Raw genomic sequence first — 14,196 nt, forward strand, 5'->3', positions numbered from 1 at the left:
GATGTCCCAACAACCGACCCTCATCCGCGAAACCTTCCCCGTAGGCCCGTTGCAGTGCAACTGCACGATCATCGGCGATCCGGTGACGAAGAAGGCCATCGTGGTCGATCCGGGCGGCAATCACGAATTGATCCTCGCCCGGCTCGATGCCCTGGGCCTGAAGGTTGTCAGCATCATCCATACCCATGCGCACCTCGATCACTTCCTGGCCTCCGGTCAGTTGAAGGAGAAAACCGGCGCGACCCTGCACTTGCACAAAGAGGATCAGTTCCTCTGGGACAATCTGGAGATGCAATGCCAGATGTTCGGTGTGCCTTACACGCCGGTTCCATCGCCGGATCGCTGGTTGGCCGACGATGAAGAACTTGCCTGCGGTTGCGGCGTGGCGTTGCACACGCCAGGTCATACGCCGGGTTCCATGAGCTTTTGGTTTTCAGAAGCTAAGCTGCTGATTGCCGGTGACACGTTGTTTCGTCGCGGGGTAGGGCGCACGGATTTGTGGGGTGGCGATCAGGCGACCATCGTGCGTTCGATCAAACAGCGCCTGTACACCCTTGATGAAGACGCGACGGTGGTGACAGGCCATGGTCCGGATACGCGTCTGGGTGATGAAATGCGCGACAACCCTTTTGTGCGGGCTTAAGGGGATCGACGGAATTTTCTGCGCCCGAAATGATCCAACGCCCGCAAAGAACCAATGCCTAAGACCCGTTGCATCCCAGAATGCAAAAAGTAGGAGCTCTTCATGTTCACCAAGCAGCGTTTGATTATTGTCGCTACGGCTGTGGCCTTGCTGTCAGGCTGCGCCTCGCCCAACCCATATGACAGCAGCCAGGGGCAGGCCGACGGTGGTTCCACGGGCATGAGCAAAACCGCCAAGTACGGCGGCCTCGGCGCTCTGGCGGGTGCGTTGGCCGGTGCCGCCATCAGCCACGATAACCGTGGCAAGGGCGCGCTGATCGGCGCCGCCGTAGTGGGTGCTTCGGCTGCCGGTTACGGTTACTACGCCGACCAGCAAGAGAAAAAGCTGCGCGCCAGCATGGCCAACACCGGTGTTGAAGTGCAGCGCCAGGGCGATCAGATCAAGCTGATCATGCCGGGCAACATCACGTTCGCCACCGATTCGGCGAACATCGCTTCCAGCTTCTATCAGCCACTGAACAACCTGGCCGGTTCGCTCAAAGAGTTCAACCAGAACCAGATCGAAATCGTTGGCTACACCGACAGCACCGGCAGCCGTCAGCACAACATGGACCTGTCCCAGCGTCGTGCGCAGAGCGTGGCGACTTACCTGACGTCCCAAGGTGTCAGTGGTGCCAATCTGTCGGCACGTGGCGCCGGGCCGGATAGCCCGGTTGCCAGCAATGCCGATGCCAATGGCCGGGCACAGAACCGTCGCGTCGAGGTCAACCTCAAGGCGATTCCGGGTCAAGAGTATCCACAGCAGTAAACGCAGCCCCTTTACCCACCTGACTGAACCCCAGGCGTAAAAAAAACCGCCCGATCCTAAACAGATCGGGCGGTTTTTTTGTGTCGCCAGTTCTGGCCCCTTCGCGGGCAAGCCCGCGAAGGGGCTATTGGATCAGCAACAAAAAAGCCCCCGGACAATCACTCGTCCGAGGGCTTTTGTGTATCGCGCGAAACCTGATTACTTCTTCAGGCCGTAATGCTCATCAAGCATGCCCGGCGCGTTCGGGGCTTTGGGGGCGTAGTCGCGAGGCGGCTCCTGATTGCGCGGTGGCGTCAGGCGTTCCCGTGGGGCCGCTGCCGCGTCGGCGTGCAGCGAAGCCAGCAGGCGTTGGCGGGTTTGTTCGTCCAGGGCCAGGCGGTTGGCACCCTCGGCGAGGTGATCCTGCACTTCCTGATAGCTCTGAGTCAGTTTCTTGACCAGGTTTGCAGTGCTGTTGAAGTGGGTAACCACCTCGTTCTGATAACTGTCAAAACGTTCCTGAATGTCATCCAGCTGACGTTGGGTGCTGCTCGGCGCGGCGTTCGGCACCAGGCGAGCGATCAGGAATCCAATGGCGACACCCACAACCAGGGCAAGAGTCGGCAACAACCAAACTAAGAGCGAGTGTTCCACGAGTCCTTCCTCTATAAACGGCTTTGCTTTACGTTAACGGCTCGAACCTGCGCTGTATACCGCGATTCACTCGCAATACATCGGCACAGACAATTTGCTAGACGAGTCGACCCGATTCGAGGTCACGGAGTTCCTTCCTTGCTTATGCGCGAAACCCCTGTAGTGATTGACGGCCCGGTCGGGCAATTGGAAGCACTTTACCTGGATATCGAGCAGCCGCGCGGCATCGCGCTGATCTGCCACCCGAACCCGGTGCAGGGCGGCACCATGCTCAACAAAGTGGTCTCGACCCTGCAGCGCACCGCGCGCGATGCCGGTTTGATTACCTTGCGTTTCAACTACCGTGGCGTCGGTGCCAGCGAAGGCTCGCACGACATGGGGACCGGCGAAGTCGACGATGCTCAAGCGGCGGCGGCATGGTTGCGGGCGAAACATCCTGATTTGCCGCTGACGTTGTTCGGTTTCTCCTTCGGCGGTTTTGTTGCAGCAAGTCTCGGCGGACGCCTGGAAGCGCAGGGTGAACAGCTCAAGCATTTGTTCATGGTGGCCGCTGCTGTCACCCGGCTCAATGGTTACGACCTGCTGCCGGTGAATTGCCCGCTGACCCTGATCCAGCCGGAAACCGATGAAGTCATTGACCCGCAAGCTGTCTACGACTGGTCCGAGAAACTCGATCGTCCCCATGAGCTGCTGAAAGTGGCAGAATGCGGACACTTTTTTCATGGCAAGCTGACCGATCTCAAGGATCTGATCCTGCCGCGTCTTTCGAATTGATTGCAGTCTGACAAGCGATTACCCATGACGACTCGTACCCGTATCCTCACCGGCATCACCACCACCGGCACGCCGCACCTGGGCAACTACGCCGGCGCCATCCGCCCGGCGATCCTTGCCAGCCGCGACAGCAATGCCGATTCGTTCTACTTCCTGGCCGACTACCACGCCCTGATCAAATGCGATGACCCGCTGCGCATCCAGCGCTCGCGTCTGGAAATCGCCGCGACCTGGCTGGCCGGTGGCCTGGATGTGGACCGCGTGACGTTCTATCGCCAATCCGACATCCCGGAAATCCCGGAGCTGACCTGGCTGCTGACCTGCGTTGCGGCCAAGGGCTTGCTCAACCGCGCCCACGCCTACAAGGCTTCGGTGGACAAGAACGTCGAAACCGGCGAAGACCCGGATGCCGGTATCACCATGGGGCTGTACAGCTATCCGGTGCTGATGGCCGCGGACATCCTGATGTTCAACGCACACAAGGTGCCGGTCGGTCGTGACCAGATCCAGCACGTGGAAATGGCCCGGGATATCGGTCAGCGTTTCAACCATCTGTTTGGCCAGGGCAAAGAATTCTTCACCATGCCCGAGGCGCTGATCGAAGAAAGCGTCGCGACGCTGCCCGGCCTCGACGGTCGCAAGATGTCGAAGAGCTACGACAACACCATTCCGTTGTTCAGCAGCGCTAAAGAGATGAAAGACGCGATCTCGCGGATCGTCACTGACTCCCGCGCGCCGGGCGAAGCCAAAGATCCAGACAATTCGCACCTGTTCACGCTGTTCCAGGCCTTTGCCACCCCGGCGCAGTCCGACGAATTCCGCAGCGAATTGTTGCAGGGCCTGGGTTGGGGGGAGGCGAAGAATCGTCTGTTCCAACTGCTCGACAGTGAACTGGGCGAGTCCCGCGAGCGTTATCACCAACTGATCGAACGCCCGGCTGATCTGGAAGACATCCTGCAAATCGGTGCGAAAAAGGCCCGTGCCGTAGCGACGCCATTCCTTAACGAATTGCGCGAAGCGGTCGGTTTGCGTTCTTTCGTGGCCCAGACGCAAGTCGCGGCGACCACCAAGAAGAAAGCCGCGAAAGCTGCACGTTTTGTCAGCTTCCGCGAAGACGACGGCAGTTTCCGCTTCCGCCTGCTGGCGGCCGATGGCGAGCAACTGCTGTTGTCGCGCAACTTCGCCGACGGTAAAACCGCTGGTCAGGTGACCAAACAACTGCAAGCGGGCCAGCCTCTGGACGTGCGCAATCAAGACCTGAGCTTCAGCGTCTGGCTGGAAGGCGAGTGCGTGGCCGATAGCCCGGCTTTCGCCGACACGGCGGCCCGTGACGTTGCCATCGACGCTTTGCGGATTGCGCTGACGCCGGTTCAGGAATAATCAACGGCTCGGTCCGACCAAGGGCCGATTGCCATTCCCACGGGCCATCGCTACAGTGACGGCCCGTTTTTGTTGCCTTGCTAACGAATTATGACGCCCCTAGAACGATACCAAGCTGATCTGAAACGCCCGGAATTCTTCCATGACGCCGCGCAGGAAACCGCCGTGCGCCATTTGCAGCGCCTGTACGACGATCTGGTCGCGGCCTCGCAGAACAAACCGGGCCTGCTCGGCAAACTGTTTGGCAAGAAAGAACAGGCGCCGGTCAAGGGCCTGTATTTCTGGGGCGGCGTAGGTCGCGGCAAGACTTACCTGGTCGACACCTTCTTCGAAGCGCTGCCGTTCAAGGAAAAGACCCGGACTCACTTCCACCGCTTCATGAAGCGTGTGCACGAAGAGATGAAGACCCTCGGCGGCGAGAAAAACCCGCTGACCATCATCGCCAAGCGCTTCTCCGACGAGTCGCGAGTGATCTGTTTCGATGAATTCTTCGTTTCCGACATTACCGACGCGATGATCCTTGGCACGCTGATGGAAGAGCTGTTCAAGAACGGCGTGACCCTGGTCGCCACTTCGAACATCGTCCCGGACGGTTTGTACAAGGACGGCTTGCAGCGTGCGCGCTTCCTGCCGGCCATCGCGCTGATCAAGCAGAACACCGAGATCGTCAACGTCGACAGCGGCGTCGACTATCGTCTGCGTCACCTCGAGCAAGCGGAGCTGTTCCACTTCCCGCTCGATGAAGCGTCTCACGAAAGCCTGCGCAAGAGCTTCCGTGCGCTGACGCCGGAATGCACGGCGGCCATCGAGAACGATGTGCTGATCATCGAGAACCGCGAAATCCGTGCCTTGCGCACCTGCGATGACGTGGCCTGGTTTGACTTTCGCGAGCTCTGCGACGGCCCACGCAGCCAGAACGATTACATCGAACTGGGCAAGATCTTCCACGCCGTGCTGCTCAGCGGTGTCGAGCAGATGAGCGTCACCACCGACGACATCGCCCGGCGCTTTATCAACATGGTCGACGAGTTCTACGACCGTAACGTGAAGCTGATCATTTCCGCCGAAGTCGAGCTCAAAGACCTCTACACCGGCGGTCGCCTGAACTTCGAGTTCCAGCGCACCCTCAGCCGTCTGCTGGAAATGCAATCCCACGAATTCCTGTCCCGGGCTCACAAGCCGTAGGAAATTTCTGAAAATGAAAAAGGCCTGCAATTGCAGGCCTTTTTTATGCGTTGCAGATCCCCTGTAGGAGCACGGCTTGCCGGCGATGGCTATCTCAAGGACGCCATCGCCAGCAAGCTGTACTCCTACAGGGTTTACGGGGTTTTACGCCGCTTGCTGAAACTGCTGCCGATACTGGTTCGGCGACAACTCGGTGTGCTGCCGGAACAGCCGCGCGAAGAAGCTCGCATCGTCGTAACCGACTTCATAACTGATGGTCTTGATGCTCTTGCGGCTGCCGGACAGCAAGCCCTTTGCCGTTTCAATGCGCAGGCGTTGCAGGTAATGCAGCGGCTTGTCGCCGGTGGCGGTCTGGAAGCGGCGCATGAAGTTGCGGATGCTCATGCCGTGCTCGCGGGCAACGTCCTCGAAGCGGAACTTGTCGGCGAAGTGCTCTTCGAGCCAGTGCTGGATCTGCAGGATGATCACGTCCTGGTGCAGCTTCTGGCCACCGAAACCGATGCGTCCCGGCGAGTAGCTGCGCTGCACTTCATAGAGAATGTCGCGGGCCACGGCCTGGGCCACGTTGGCGCCGCAGAAACGCTCGATCAGGTAGATATAGAGGTCGCACGCCGACGTGGTGCCGCCGGCGCAATAGAGGTTGTCGGCGTCGGTCAGGTGCTTGTCCTGATTGAGGTAAACCCTCGGGAAGCGCTCGGCAAAGGCGTTGAAGAAGCGCCAGTAAGTGGTCGCTTCCTTGCCGTCGAGCAGCCCGGCTTCGGCGAGCCAGAACACCCCGGTGGCTTCGCCGCACAGTACCGCGCCGCGCGCATGCTGCTGGCGCAACCACGGCAGGATCTGTGGATAACGTTGGCAAAGGGTTTCGAAATCGTCCCAGAACGCCGGGAGGATGATGACGTCAGCGTTTTCCAGGCCGCCGTCCACCGGCATGATCACGTCGCTGAAGCTGTTGACCGGTTTGCCGTCGGGGCTGACCAGGCGCGTTTCGAACGCCGGTGTCAGGCCCTGGCCCAGTTGTTTGCCGTAACGCAGGCTGGCCAGGTGGAAGAAATCCTTGGCTTGCATGAGGGTGGAAGCGAAAACCCGGTCGATAGCCAGGATGCTGACGCGCCGCAAGGGCGTGGAGACTTGGTTAGACATAATTCAACTTTATTCTTATAGGGGAAAGTGGTCACCAGACGGCTGGATCGTCTTATTTTTTGTCGGATGTGTCCAGTGTCCTGTATCGGAAGCGAGGCTTAGTCTCTGAAGGTCTATTCCTTCTAACAATAACGACAGGTGCCGCATGATCCCCAGAACCTTGTTCAGTTCCGAGCACGAACTTTTTCGCGACAGCGTGCGAACCTTCCTCGAAAAAGAGGCCGTGCCGTTTCATGGGCAATGGGAAAAACAAGGCTATATCGACCGCCAACTCTGGAACAAGGCAGGGGAGGCGGGGATGCTCTGTTCACACCTGCCGGAAGAGTACGGCGGGCTGGGAGCGGATTTTCTCTACAGTGCGGTGGTGATCGAAGAGGTGGGGCGTCTGGGGCTGACCGGGATCGGTTTTTCCCTGCATTCCGACATCGTCGCGCCTTACATCCTGCATTACGGCAGCGAAACGCTGAAACACAAATACCTGCCAAAACTGGTGTCCGGCGAGATGGTCACCGCGATTGCCATGACCGAGCCGGGTGCCGGTTCCGACCTGCAAGGGGTGAAAACCACGGCGGTGCTCGATGGCGATGAATATGTGATCAACGGTTCGAAGACATTCATCACCAACGGCTATCTCGCGGACCTGGTGATTGTCGTGGCCAAGACCGATCCGAAGGCCGGCGCGAAGGGCACCAGCCTGTTTCTGGTCGAGGCCGACACGCCGGGTTTTGCCAAGGGCAAGCGCCTGGAAAAAGTCGGCATGAAAGCGCAGGACACCTCGGAGCTGTTCTTCCAGGATGTTCGCGTGCCGAAAGAAAACCTGCTGGGCCAAGCTGGGATGGGCTTCGCGTATCTGATGCAGGAATTGCCGCAAGAGCGTCTGGCGGTTGCTGTTGGCGGACTGGCATCGGCTGAGGCTGCGCTGCAATGGACGCTGGAATACACCCGCGAGCGCAAGGCGTTCGGCAAGGCGATTGCCGACTTCCAGAACACCCGTTTCAAGCTGGCGGAGATGGCGACCGAGATCCAGATTGGCCGGGTCTTCGTCGATCGCTGCCTGGAGTTGCACCTGCAAGGCAAGCTCGATGTGCCGACGGCGGCGATGGCCAAGTATTGGGGCACGGACCTGCAATGCAAGGTGCTCGACGAGTGCGTGCAGTTGCATGGCGGCTACGGGTTCATGTGGGAATACCCGATCGCCCGGGCGTGGGCGGATGCGCGGGTGCAGCGGATTTATGCCGGCACCAACGAAATCATGAAGGAGATTATTGCGCGGTCACTGTAGGAGCCGGCTTGTCGGCGATTGAAGCGACGCGGTTTTGGCTGTAACCGCGTTGTCCCAATCGCCAGCAAGCCGGCTCCTACAAGTGCGGGTTACGGTGCTGGATTCGGGTGATCCTTGTGGATCGCCTCGATCCCCGCCAGCACTTCATCGGAAAGTTTCAGCTCGAAGCTGGCAATGTTGCTGTCCAGTTGTTCCAGCGTCGTCGCGCCGATGATGTTGCTGGTCACGAACGGCTGCTGCGTTACAAACGCCAAGGCCATTTGCGCCGGGTCCAGACCGTGCTCGCGGGCCAGCGCCACATAACGGCTGCAGGCGGCTTCCGACTGTGGATTGAAATAGCGGCTGAAGCGGCTGTAGAGGCTCAGGCGACCTTTCGGCGGACGCGCGCCACCTTCGTACTTGCCCGACAGGAAACCGAACGCCAGCGGCGAATAGGCCAGCAGGCCGCACTGTTCGCGGATGGCGATTTCCGCCAGGCCGACTTCGAAGCTGCGGTTGAGCAGGTTGTACGGGTTCTGGATCGACACTGCACGCGGCCAGCCACGGGCTTCGGCCAGTGCCAGGAAACGCATGGTGCCCCACGGTGTTTCGTTGGACAGGCCGATGTGGCGGATCTTGCCGGCCTTGACCTGTTCGTCCAGCGCTTCGAGGGTGTCCTCCAGCGGGGTCAGGTTCGCTTCGCTCTTGTGTTTGTAGCCCAGTTGACCGAAGAAGTTGGTGCTGCGCTCCGGCCAGTGCAATTGATAGAGGTCGATGTAGTCGGTCTGCAGGCGCTTGAGGCTCGCATCCACGGCTTCGGTGATGTGCTGGCGGTTGTGGCGCAGGTTTTTGTCGCGGATGTAGTCGATGGTGTTGCCGGGGCCGGCGATCTTGCTGGCCAGGATCCAGTCGGCGCGATCACCGCGGCTTTTGAAATAATTGCCGATGTAGCGCTCGGTGGTGGCGTAGGTTTCGGCTTTCGGAGGTACCGGGTACATCTCGGCGGTGTCGATGAAATTGATCCCGGCGCTTTTGGCCCGTTCAATCTGTGCGAAGGCTTCAGCTTCACTGTTTTGCTCGCCCCAGGTCATGGTTCCGAGGCAGATGGCGCTCACGTTCAGATTGGTTCGGCCTAGCTGTCGATAATCCATCAGGTGCTCCTTGGGCAAAACAATCATAAAAGCAGGTTGAAATATTTTTCGCAATCTGCATAATTGCGCACCTCTTTCTGCAGTGGAAGTGATGCGCCGCCGCCGAAGAATCTTGCCGTTGAACGGACGCGCCGACCCGAGCCCCCGAAAGCGTCTGTATCCGGCTGCCTTTGACTTGTCAAAGTACGCACTATTCAGTAAGATCCGCCGTCTAATTTACAGGGCGGCCCCTGAGGCTATAAAGAATGAAAACTTTTACTGCTAAACCGGAAACAGTACAGCGCGACTGGTTTGTCGTCGACGCTGCAGGTCAGACCCTGGGTCGTCTGGCCACCGAAATCGCGAGCCGTCTGCGTGGCAAGCATAAAGCTGAGTACACTCCTCACGTTGACACCGGCGATTACATCGTCGTTATCAATGCCGAGCAGATTCGTGTAACCGGTGCTAAAACCACCGACAAAATCTACTACTCCCACTCCGGTTTCCCGGGCGGCATCAAGTCGATCAACTTCGAAAAGCTGATCGCTAAAGCCCCTGAGCGCGTGATCGAGACCGCGGTCAAAGGCATGCTGCCTAAGAACCCGCTGGGTCGCGACATGTATCGTAAGCTGAAAGTCTATGCGGGCGCTGTACACCCTCATACTGCTCAGCAGCCCCAAGAACTGAAGTTTTAACGGAATAGTTCATTATGTCGGCGACTCAAAATTACGGCACTGGCCGTCGCAAGACCGCAACCGCACGCGTTTTCCTGCGTCCGGGTACTGGTAACATCTCCATCAACAACCGTTCGCTGGATAATTTCTTCGGCCGCGAAACTGCCCGCATGGTAGTTCGTCAGCCGCTGGAATTGACTGAGACTGTCGAGAAGTTCGACATCTACGTCACCGTGATCGGCGGTGGTGTAAGTGGTCAAGCTGGCGCAATCCGCCACGGCATCACTCGCGCTCTGATGGACTACGACGAAACCCTGCGTAGCGCTCTGCGCAAAGCTGGCTTCGTTACCCGCGACGCCCGTGAAGTTGAACGTAAGAAAGTCGGTCTGCGTAAAGCGCGTAAGCGTCCGCAGTACTCGAAGCGTTAATTCGCTTTCACGTTCAAAAAGAACGCCCAGTTTCCTCACGGAGCTGGGCGTTTTTTTATGGGTGCGATTTATCAAAGAATTGCTCTGTGACAACTTGCCACATCCGTAGAGCCCCTATACTACAAGGCTTGGCAGTGGAGCCCTTCGGTAATTACCTTGTCAGAATTGGGGCTTTTCATTACCATTCGGCAAAATTTTTATAAGTACATAGTTTTACTTAGTAGATGCCTGATTTAACAGGCCACAAAGCTGATGGGAGAGGACTGAATGAGCAATGACGGCGTGAATGCAGGCCGGCGTCGCTTCTTGGTAGCAGCCACATCCGTGGTGGGTGCTGCAGGAGCGGTGGGGGCTGCGGTCCCGTTCGTGGGGTCATGGTTTCCCAGTGCCAAGGCGAAAGCCGCAGGTGCACCGGTGAAAGTGAATGTCAGCAAAATCGAGCCAGGCCAGCAGATGATTGCTGAGTGGCGCGGTCAGCCGGTGTTCATTGTCCGCCGTACCGAGGAAATCCTGGGGAATCTGAAAAAGATCGAGGGCCAGCTGGCTGACCCGACCTCCAAGAACTCGACACAACCGACCTATGTCGACCCGGTTACGCGTTCGATCAAGCCAGAGGTTCTGCTGCTGATCGGTATCTGTACGCACTTGGGTTGCTCGCCGACCTTCCGTCCCGAAGTGGCACCTGCTGATCTGGGCAAGGACTGGGTAGGCGGCTATTTCTGCCCGTGCCACGGTTCCCACTACGATCTGGCTGGCCGCGTCTACAAGTCGCAACCTGCGCCTTTGAACCTGCCAGTTCCCCCGCATTCCTATGAGACCAATGAGATTATTGTCATTGGCGTCGATACGGAGAAAGCGTGATGAGCAAGTTCATGGATTGGGTTGATGCGCGCTTTCCCGCGACCAAAATGTGGGAAGACCATCTCAGCAAGTACTACGCCCCGAAGAACTTCAACTTCTTCTACTTCTTTGGTTCCCTGGCGCTGCTCGTTCTGGTCAACCAGATCGTTACCGGTGTCTGGCTGACCATGAGCTACACCCCGTCGGCGGAAGAAGCGTTTGCTTCCGTCGAATACATCATGCGCGACGTCGAGTACGGCTCGATCCTGCGTCTGCTGCACTCCACCGGCGCTTCGGCGTTCTTCATCGTGGTTTATCTGCACATGTTCCGTGGCTTGCTCTACGGTTCGTACCAGAAGCCGCGTGAGCTGGTGTGGGTCTTCGGCATGCTGATCTACCTGGCGCTGATGGCGGAAGCCTTCATGGGTTACCTGCTGCCGTGGGGCCAGATGTCCTACTGGGGTGCCCAGGTGATCATCTCGCTGTTCGGTGCGATCCCGGTTATCGGTAACGACCTGACTCAGTGGATCCGTGGTGACTACCTGATTTCCGGTATCACGCTGAACCGCTTCTTTGCCCTGCACGTTGTTGCCCTGCCGATCGTGATTCTCGGTCTGGTGGTGCTGCACGTTCTGGCGCTGCACGAAGTCGGCTCGAACAACCCGGACGGCGTGGACATCAAGAAATACAAAGACGAAAACGGCGTACCGCTGGACGGCATTGCCTTCCACCCGTACTACACCGTGAAAGATATCGTCGGCGTGGTGGTGTTCCTGTTCATCTTCTGCTCGATCGTGTTCTTCTTCCCGGAAATGGGCGGCTACTTCCTCGAGAAGCCGAACTTTGAAGTGGCGAACGCGTTCAAGACCCCAGAGCACATTGCTCCGGTCTGGTACTTCACACCGTTCTACGCGATTCTGCGGGCGGTTCCGGACAAGCTCCTGGGCGTTATCGCCATGGGTGCGGCCATCGCTGTACTGTTCGTCCTGCCATGGCTGGACCGTAGCCCGGTCAAGTCGATGCGCTACAAAGGCTGGTTGAGCAAAATCTGGCTCTGGGTGTTCTGCATCTCGTTCGTGATTCTGGGCGTGCTGGGTGTTCTGGCGCCGACTCCAGGCCGTACGTTGCTGTCGCAGGTGTGTACTTTCCTGTACTTCGCCTACTTCATTCTGATGCCTTTCTACACCAGGCTCGAGAAGACCAAACCGGTTCCGGAAAGGGTGACTGGCTGATGAAAAAGCTATTTGCTGTACTGATTCTTGCTGCTTTGCCTGTACTGTCCTTCGCTGCCGAGCACGGTGGTCCTGAGTTGGAAAAGGTCGACATCGACGTTTCCGACAAGGCCGCCATGCAAGATGGCGCGCGTACATTCGCCAACTACTGCATGGGCTGCCACAGCGCCAAGTTCCAGCGCTATGAGCGTGTTGCCGACGATCTGGGCATTCCTCACGATCTGATGCTGTCGAAGCTGGTGTTCACTGGCGCCAAGATCGGCGACCACATGAGCATCGGCATGCAGCCGGCTGACGCCAAGACCTGGTTCGGTGCTGCACCGCCTGACCTGACCCTGGTGGCTCGTGTTCGCGGTACGGACTGGCTCTACGGCTACCTGAAGTCGTTCTACGAAGATCCGTCGCGTCCTTGGGGCGTGAACAACAAGGTCTTCCCGAACGTGGGCATGCCGAACGTCCTGGTGGGCCTGCAAGGTCGTCAGGTCGTCGGTTGCAAACAGGTCCAGATCGTCGAAGACGGCAAGAAGCAATATGATCCGCTGACCGGTACCGCGCTGACTCATGAAGCGTGCGATCAGCTGACCATCGTGCCGAAGAGCGGTGCTCTGACCGAAGAGCAGTTCGATGAGAAGGTCAAGAATCTGGTAACCTTCCTCGCTTACTCGGCTAACCCGGTTAAGCTGCAGCATCAGCGCATTGGTACCTACGTCTTGCTGTACCTGGCGTTCTTCTTCGTATTCGCCTACTTGCTCAAGCGCGAATACTGGAAAGATGTGCACTGATAAAGTTTCAAGCAATTGCTGTTAATCGCGCGCGCCCAAGGGCGTCTCTGAAGGTGTAACGAGTCTGGTTTATCCAGGCGTTACGGGAGACGCCCTCTGGGCGCGCTCGTTTTTCCGCTTCCGATAATTTCAACAAGCGAGGAGGACCGCCATGGGCGTGACCAATCGGTTGGCCTGTTACTCCGACCCCGCCGACCACTATTCCCACCGAGTGCGCATCGTACTTGCAGAGAAGGGTGTCAGCGCCGAGATCATTTACGTGGAAGCTGGCCGCCAGCCGCCTAAACTGATTGAGGTGAACCCTTACGGAAGCCTGCCCACCCTGGTCGATCGTGACCTGGCGTTGTGGGAGTCGACTGTGGTGATGGAATATCTGGATGAGCGTTACCCGCATCCGCCTTTGCTGCCGGTTTATCCAGTGGCGCGTGCCAACAGCCGTTTGCTGATTCATCGTATTCAGCGTGACTGGTGTGGTCTGGTGGATCTGATTCTGGATTCGCGGACCAAGGAAGCTGCCCGTGTCGTTGCTCGTAAAGAGCTGCGCGAAAGCCTGACTGGCGTGTCGCCGCTGTTCGCCGACAAGCCGTTTTTCCTCAGCGAGGAACAAAGTCTGGTGGATTGCTGCCTACTACCAATACTCTGGCGCTTGCCGATTTTGGGTATTGAACTGCCACGGCCCGCCAAGCCGTTGCTTGATTATATGGAGCGCTCGTTTGCGCGTGAGGCTTTCCAGGCGAGTCTGTCTGGCGTCGAACGCGATATGCGCTAAGGCTTAAGGAGCCGCTATGAACTCCAGTCGACCTTATCTGGTCCGCGCGCTCTACGAGTGGATTGTGGACAACGATTGCACCCCGCACATGCTGGTCAATTCCGAGTATCCGTCGGTGCAGGTGCCTCAGGGTTTTGCCAGTGACGGACAGATTGTCCTGAACGTATCGCCGGCCGCCGTGCGTCATCTGCACATGGACAACGAAGCAGTCAGCTTCGAGGGGCGCTTCGGTGGCGTGCCGCACACCCTGTACGTGCCTATCGCATCGATCCTGGGCATTTACGCCCGGGAGAACGGTCAGGGCATGGTGTTCGATCTGGAATCGCCTATGGAAGACGAGGAGGAGATCGAGCCGGATGATGATCTGCCGCCGCCGGACAGTGAGCCGCCGCGCCCAAGCGGTCGGCCAAGTTTGAAAGTGGTGAAGTAATAAAAAAGGCGATCCGAAAGGATCGCCTTTTTTATTACCTGTAGGAGCCAGGCTTGCCGGCGAAGGCGTCCTCGAAATCGCCTTCGCC

The 14,196-nt window shown here is 58.3% G+C and carries 16 protein-coding genes; 13 read left to right on the top strand and 3 right to left on the bottom strand.

Annotated elements, in window-relative coordinates:
* Window position 1 precedes the first annotated feature (1 nt).
* Both KGA82_RS10140 and KGA82_RS10145 read left to right on the top strand, forming a co-directional pair.
* Complete coding sequence (locus KGA82_RS10140; RefSeq protein WP_008025937.1) at window positions 2-643, top strand: MBL fold metallo-hydrolase; 642 nt, start codon at window positions 2-4, stop codon at window positions 641-643.
* A gap of 102 nt (window positions 644-745) precedes the next feature.
* Window positions 746-1,450: an OmpA family protein gene (locus KGA82_RS10145; protein WP_008025938.1), complete on the top strand. Its 705-nt coding sequence runs from the start codon at window positions 746-748 to the stop codon at window positions 1,448-1,450.
* Window positions 1,451-1,648: 198 nt separating this feature from the next.
* On the opposite strand, the gene KGA82_RS10150 is transcribed toward KGA82_RS10145, so the two are convergent.
* Window positions 1,649-2,083 carry a YhcB family protein gene (locus KGA82_RS10150; protein ID WP_008025941.1) on the bottom strand — a complete coding sequence of 145 codons (435 nt, stop codon included), beginning with the start codon at window positions 2,081-2,083 and terminating at the stop codon, window positions 1,649-1,651.
* 144 nt (window positions 2,084-2,227) lie between these two features.
* Between KGA82_RS10150 and KGA82_RS10155 the strand changes: the two genes are divergently transcribed.
* From KGA82_RS10155 to zapE, 3 genes are all read left to right on the top strand, one after another.
* Window positions 2,228-2,857: an alpha/beta hydrolase gene (locus KGA82_RS10155; protein WP_223437261.1), complete on the top strand. Its 630-nt coding sequence runs from the start codon at window positions 2,228-2,230 to the stop codon at window positions 2,855-2,857.
* Window positions 2,858-2,881: 24 nt separating this feature from the next.
* Window positions 2,882-4,237, top strand: coding sequence for a tryptophan--tRNA ligase (locus KGA82_RS10160; RefSeq protein ID WP_008037280.1), 1,356 nt, complete (start codon window positions 2,882-2,884; stop codon window positions 4,235-4,237).
* Window positions 4,238-4,327: 90 nt separating this feature from the next.
* Window positions 4,328-5,422: a cell division protein ZapE gene (gene zapE, locus KGA82_RS10165; RefSeq protein ID WP_008025947.1), complete on the top strand. Its 1,095-nt coding sequence runs from the start codon at window positions 4,328-4,330 to the stop codon at window positions 5,420-5,422.
* A 144-nt stretch (window positions 5,423-5,566) separates the two neighbouring features.
* Here zapE and KGA82_RS10170 read toward each other — a convergent pair whose 3' ends face one another.
* The gene (locus tag KGA82_RS10170; RefSeq protein WP_177318159.1) at window positions 5,567-6,463 is read right to left on the bottom strand and encodes a GlxA family transcriptional regulator; all 897 of its coding nucleotides are present in this window, start codon (window positions 6,461-6,463) and stop codon (window positions 5,567-5,569) included.
* A 244-nt stretch (window positions 6,464-6,707) separates the two neighbouring features.
* Here KGA82_RS10170 and KGA82_RS10175 point away from each other — a divergent pair, with 244 nt between their 5' ends.
* The gene (locus KGA82_RS10175) at window positions 6,708-7,844 is read left to right on the top strand and encodes an acyl-CoA dehydrogenase family protein (RefSeq protein ID WP_223450269.1); all 1,137 of its coding nucleotides are present in this window, start codon (window positions 6,708-6,710) and stop codon (window positions 7,842-7,844) included.
* Window positions 7,845-7,933: 89 nt separating this feature from the next.
* On the opposite strand, the gene KGA82_RS10180 is transcribed toward KGA82_RS10175, so the two are convergent.
* Entirely contained in the window at window positions 7,934-8,974 is a 1,041-nt protein-coding gene (locus KGA82_RS10180; RefSeq protein WP_008025952.1) for an NADP(H)-dependent aldo-keto reductase, read from the bottom strand.
* A 245-nt stretch (window positions 8,975-9,219) separates the two neighbouring features.
* Here KGA82_RS10180 and rplM point away from each other — a divergent pair, with 245 nt between their 5' ends.
* The 7 genes from rplM (at window position 9,220) to KGA82_RS10215 (ending at window position 14,108) form a co-directional block, all read left to right on the top strand.
* A complete protein-coding gene (rplM, locus tag KGA82_RS10185; RefSeq protein WP_007905295.1) occupies window positions 9,220-9,648 on the top strand; it encodes a 50S ribosomal protein L13 in 429 nt (142 codons plus the stop codon).
* 14 nt (window positions 9,649-9,662) lie between these two features.
* Window positions 9,663-10,055, top strand: coding sequence for a 30S ribosomal protein S9 (gene rpsI / locus KGA82_RS10190; protein WP_003228056.1), 393 nt, complete (start codon window positions 9,663-9,665; stop codon window positions 10,053-10,055).
* A 267-nt stretch (window positions 10,056-10,322) separates the two neighbouring features.
* Window positions 10,323-10,916: a ubiquinol-cytochrome c reductase iron-sulfur subunit gene (gene petA, locus KGA82_RS10195; protein WP_008025954.1), complete on the top strand. Its 594-nt coding sequence runs from the start codon at window positions 10,323-10,325 to the stop codon at window positions 10,914-10,916.
* Window positions 10,916-12,127: a cytochrome b gene (locus KGA82_RS10200; RefSeq protein WP_007943720.1), complete on the top strand. Its 1,212-nt coding sequence runs from the start codon at window positions 10,916-10,918 to the stop codon at window positions 12,125-12,127. The genes petA and KGA82_RS10200 overlap by 1 nt, the downstream gene beginning before the upstream one ends.
* Window positions 12,127-12,909, top strand: coding sequence for a cytochrome c1 (locus KGA82_RS10205; protein ID WP_008025956.1), 783 nt, complete (start codon window positions 12,127-12,129; stop codon window positions 12,907-12,909). The genes KGA82_RS10200 and KGA82_RS10205 overlap by 1 nt, the downstream gene beginning before the upstream one ends.
* 151 nt (window positions 12,910-13,060) lie before the next feature.
* The gene (locus KGA82_RS10210) at window positions 13,061-13,678 is read left to right on the top strand and encodes a glutathione S-transferase N-terminal domain-containing protein (RefSeq protein ID WP_007905304.1); all 618 of its coding nucleotides are present in this window, start codon (window positions 13,061-13,063) and stop codon (window positions 13,676-13,678) included.
* A 16-nt stretch (window positions 13,679-13,694) separates the two neighbouring features.
* Complete coding sequence (locus tag KGA82_RS10215; RefSeq protein ID WP_008037283.1) at window positions 13,695-14,108, top strand: ClpXP protease specificity-enhancing factor; 414 nt, start codon at window positions 13,695-13,697, stop codon at window positions 14,106-14,108.
* The last annotated feature ends 88 nt before the right edge of the window (window positions 14,109-14,196 follow it).

The sequence above is a fragment of the Pseudomonas sp. BF-RE-22 genome, from assembly GCF_019956155.1.
GTDB classification, from domain to species: domain Bacteria; phylum Pseudomonadota; class Gammaproteobacteria; order Pseudomonadales; family Pseudomonadaceae; genus Aquipseudomonas; species Aquipseudomonas migulae.

What these genes read in the sequence shown, in the direction of transcription:
- KGA82_RS10140 (WP_008025937.1), top strand. Translation starts at nt 2, where the DNA reads ATGTCCCAACAACCGACCCTCATCCGCGAAACCTTCCCCGTAGGCCCG.
- KGA82_RS10145 (WP_008025938.1), top strand. Translation starts at nt 746, where the DNA reads ATGTTCACCAAGCAGCGTTTGATTATTGTCGCTACGGCTGTGGCCTTG.
- KGA82_RS10155 (WP_223437261.1), top strand. Translation starts at nt 2,228, where the DNA reads ATGCGCGAAACCCCTGTAGTGATTGACGGCCCGGTCGGGCAATTGGAA.
- KGA82_RS10160 (WP_008037280.1), top strand. Translation starts at nt 2,882, where the DNA reads ATGACGACTCGTACCCGTATCCTCACCGGCATCACCACCACCGGCACG.
- zapE (WP_008025947.1), top strand. Translation starts at nt 4,328, where the DNA reads ATGACGCCCCTAGAACGATACCAAGCTGATCTGAAACGCCCGGAATTC.
- KGA82_RS10175 (WP_223450269.1), top strand. Translation starts at nt 6,708, where the DNA reads ATGATCCCCAGAACCTTGTTCAGTTCCGAGCACGAACTTTTTCGCGAC.
- KGA82_RS10180 (WP_008025952.1), bottom strand. Translation starts at nt 8,974, where the DNA reads ATGGATTATCGACAGCTAGGCCGAACCAATCTGAACGTGAGCGCCATC.
- rplM (WP_007905295.1), top strand. Translation starts at nt 9,220, where the DNA reads ATGAAAACTTTTACTGCTAAACCGGAAACAGTACAGCGCGACTGGTTT.
- rpsI (WP_003228056.1), top strand. Translation starts at nt 9,663, where the DNA reads ATGTCGGCGACTCAAAATTACGGCACTGGCCGTCGCAAGACCGCAACC.
- petA (WP_008025954.1), top strand. Translation starts at nt 10,323, where the DNA reads ATGAGCAATGACGGCGTGAATGCAGGCCGGCGTCGCTTCTTGGTAGCA.
- KGA82_RS10200 (WP_007943720.1), top strand. Translation starts at nt 10,916, where the DNA reads ATGAGCAAGTTCATGGATTGGGTTGATGCGCGCTTTCCCGCGACCAAA.
- KGA82_RS10205 (WP_008025956.1), top strand. Translation starts at nt 12,127, where the DNA reads ATGAAAAAGCTATTTGCTGTACTGATTCTTGCTGCTTTGCCTGTACTG.
- KGA82_RS10210 (WP_007905304.1), top strand. Translation starts at nt 13,061, where the DNA reads ATGGGCGTGACCAATCGGTTGGCCTGTTACTCCGACCCCGCCGACCAC.
- KGA82_RS10215 (WP_008037283.1), top strand. Translation starts at nt 13,695, where the DNA reads ATGAACTCCAGTCGACCTTATCTGGTCCGCGCGCTCTACGAGTGGATT.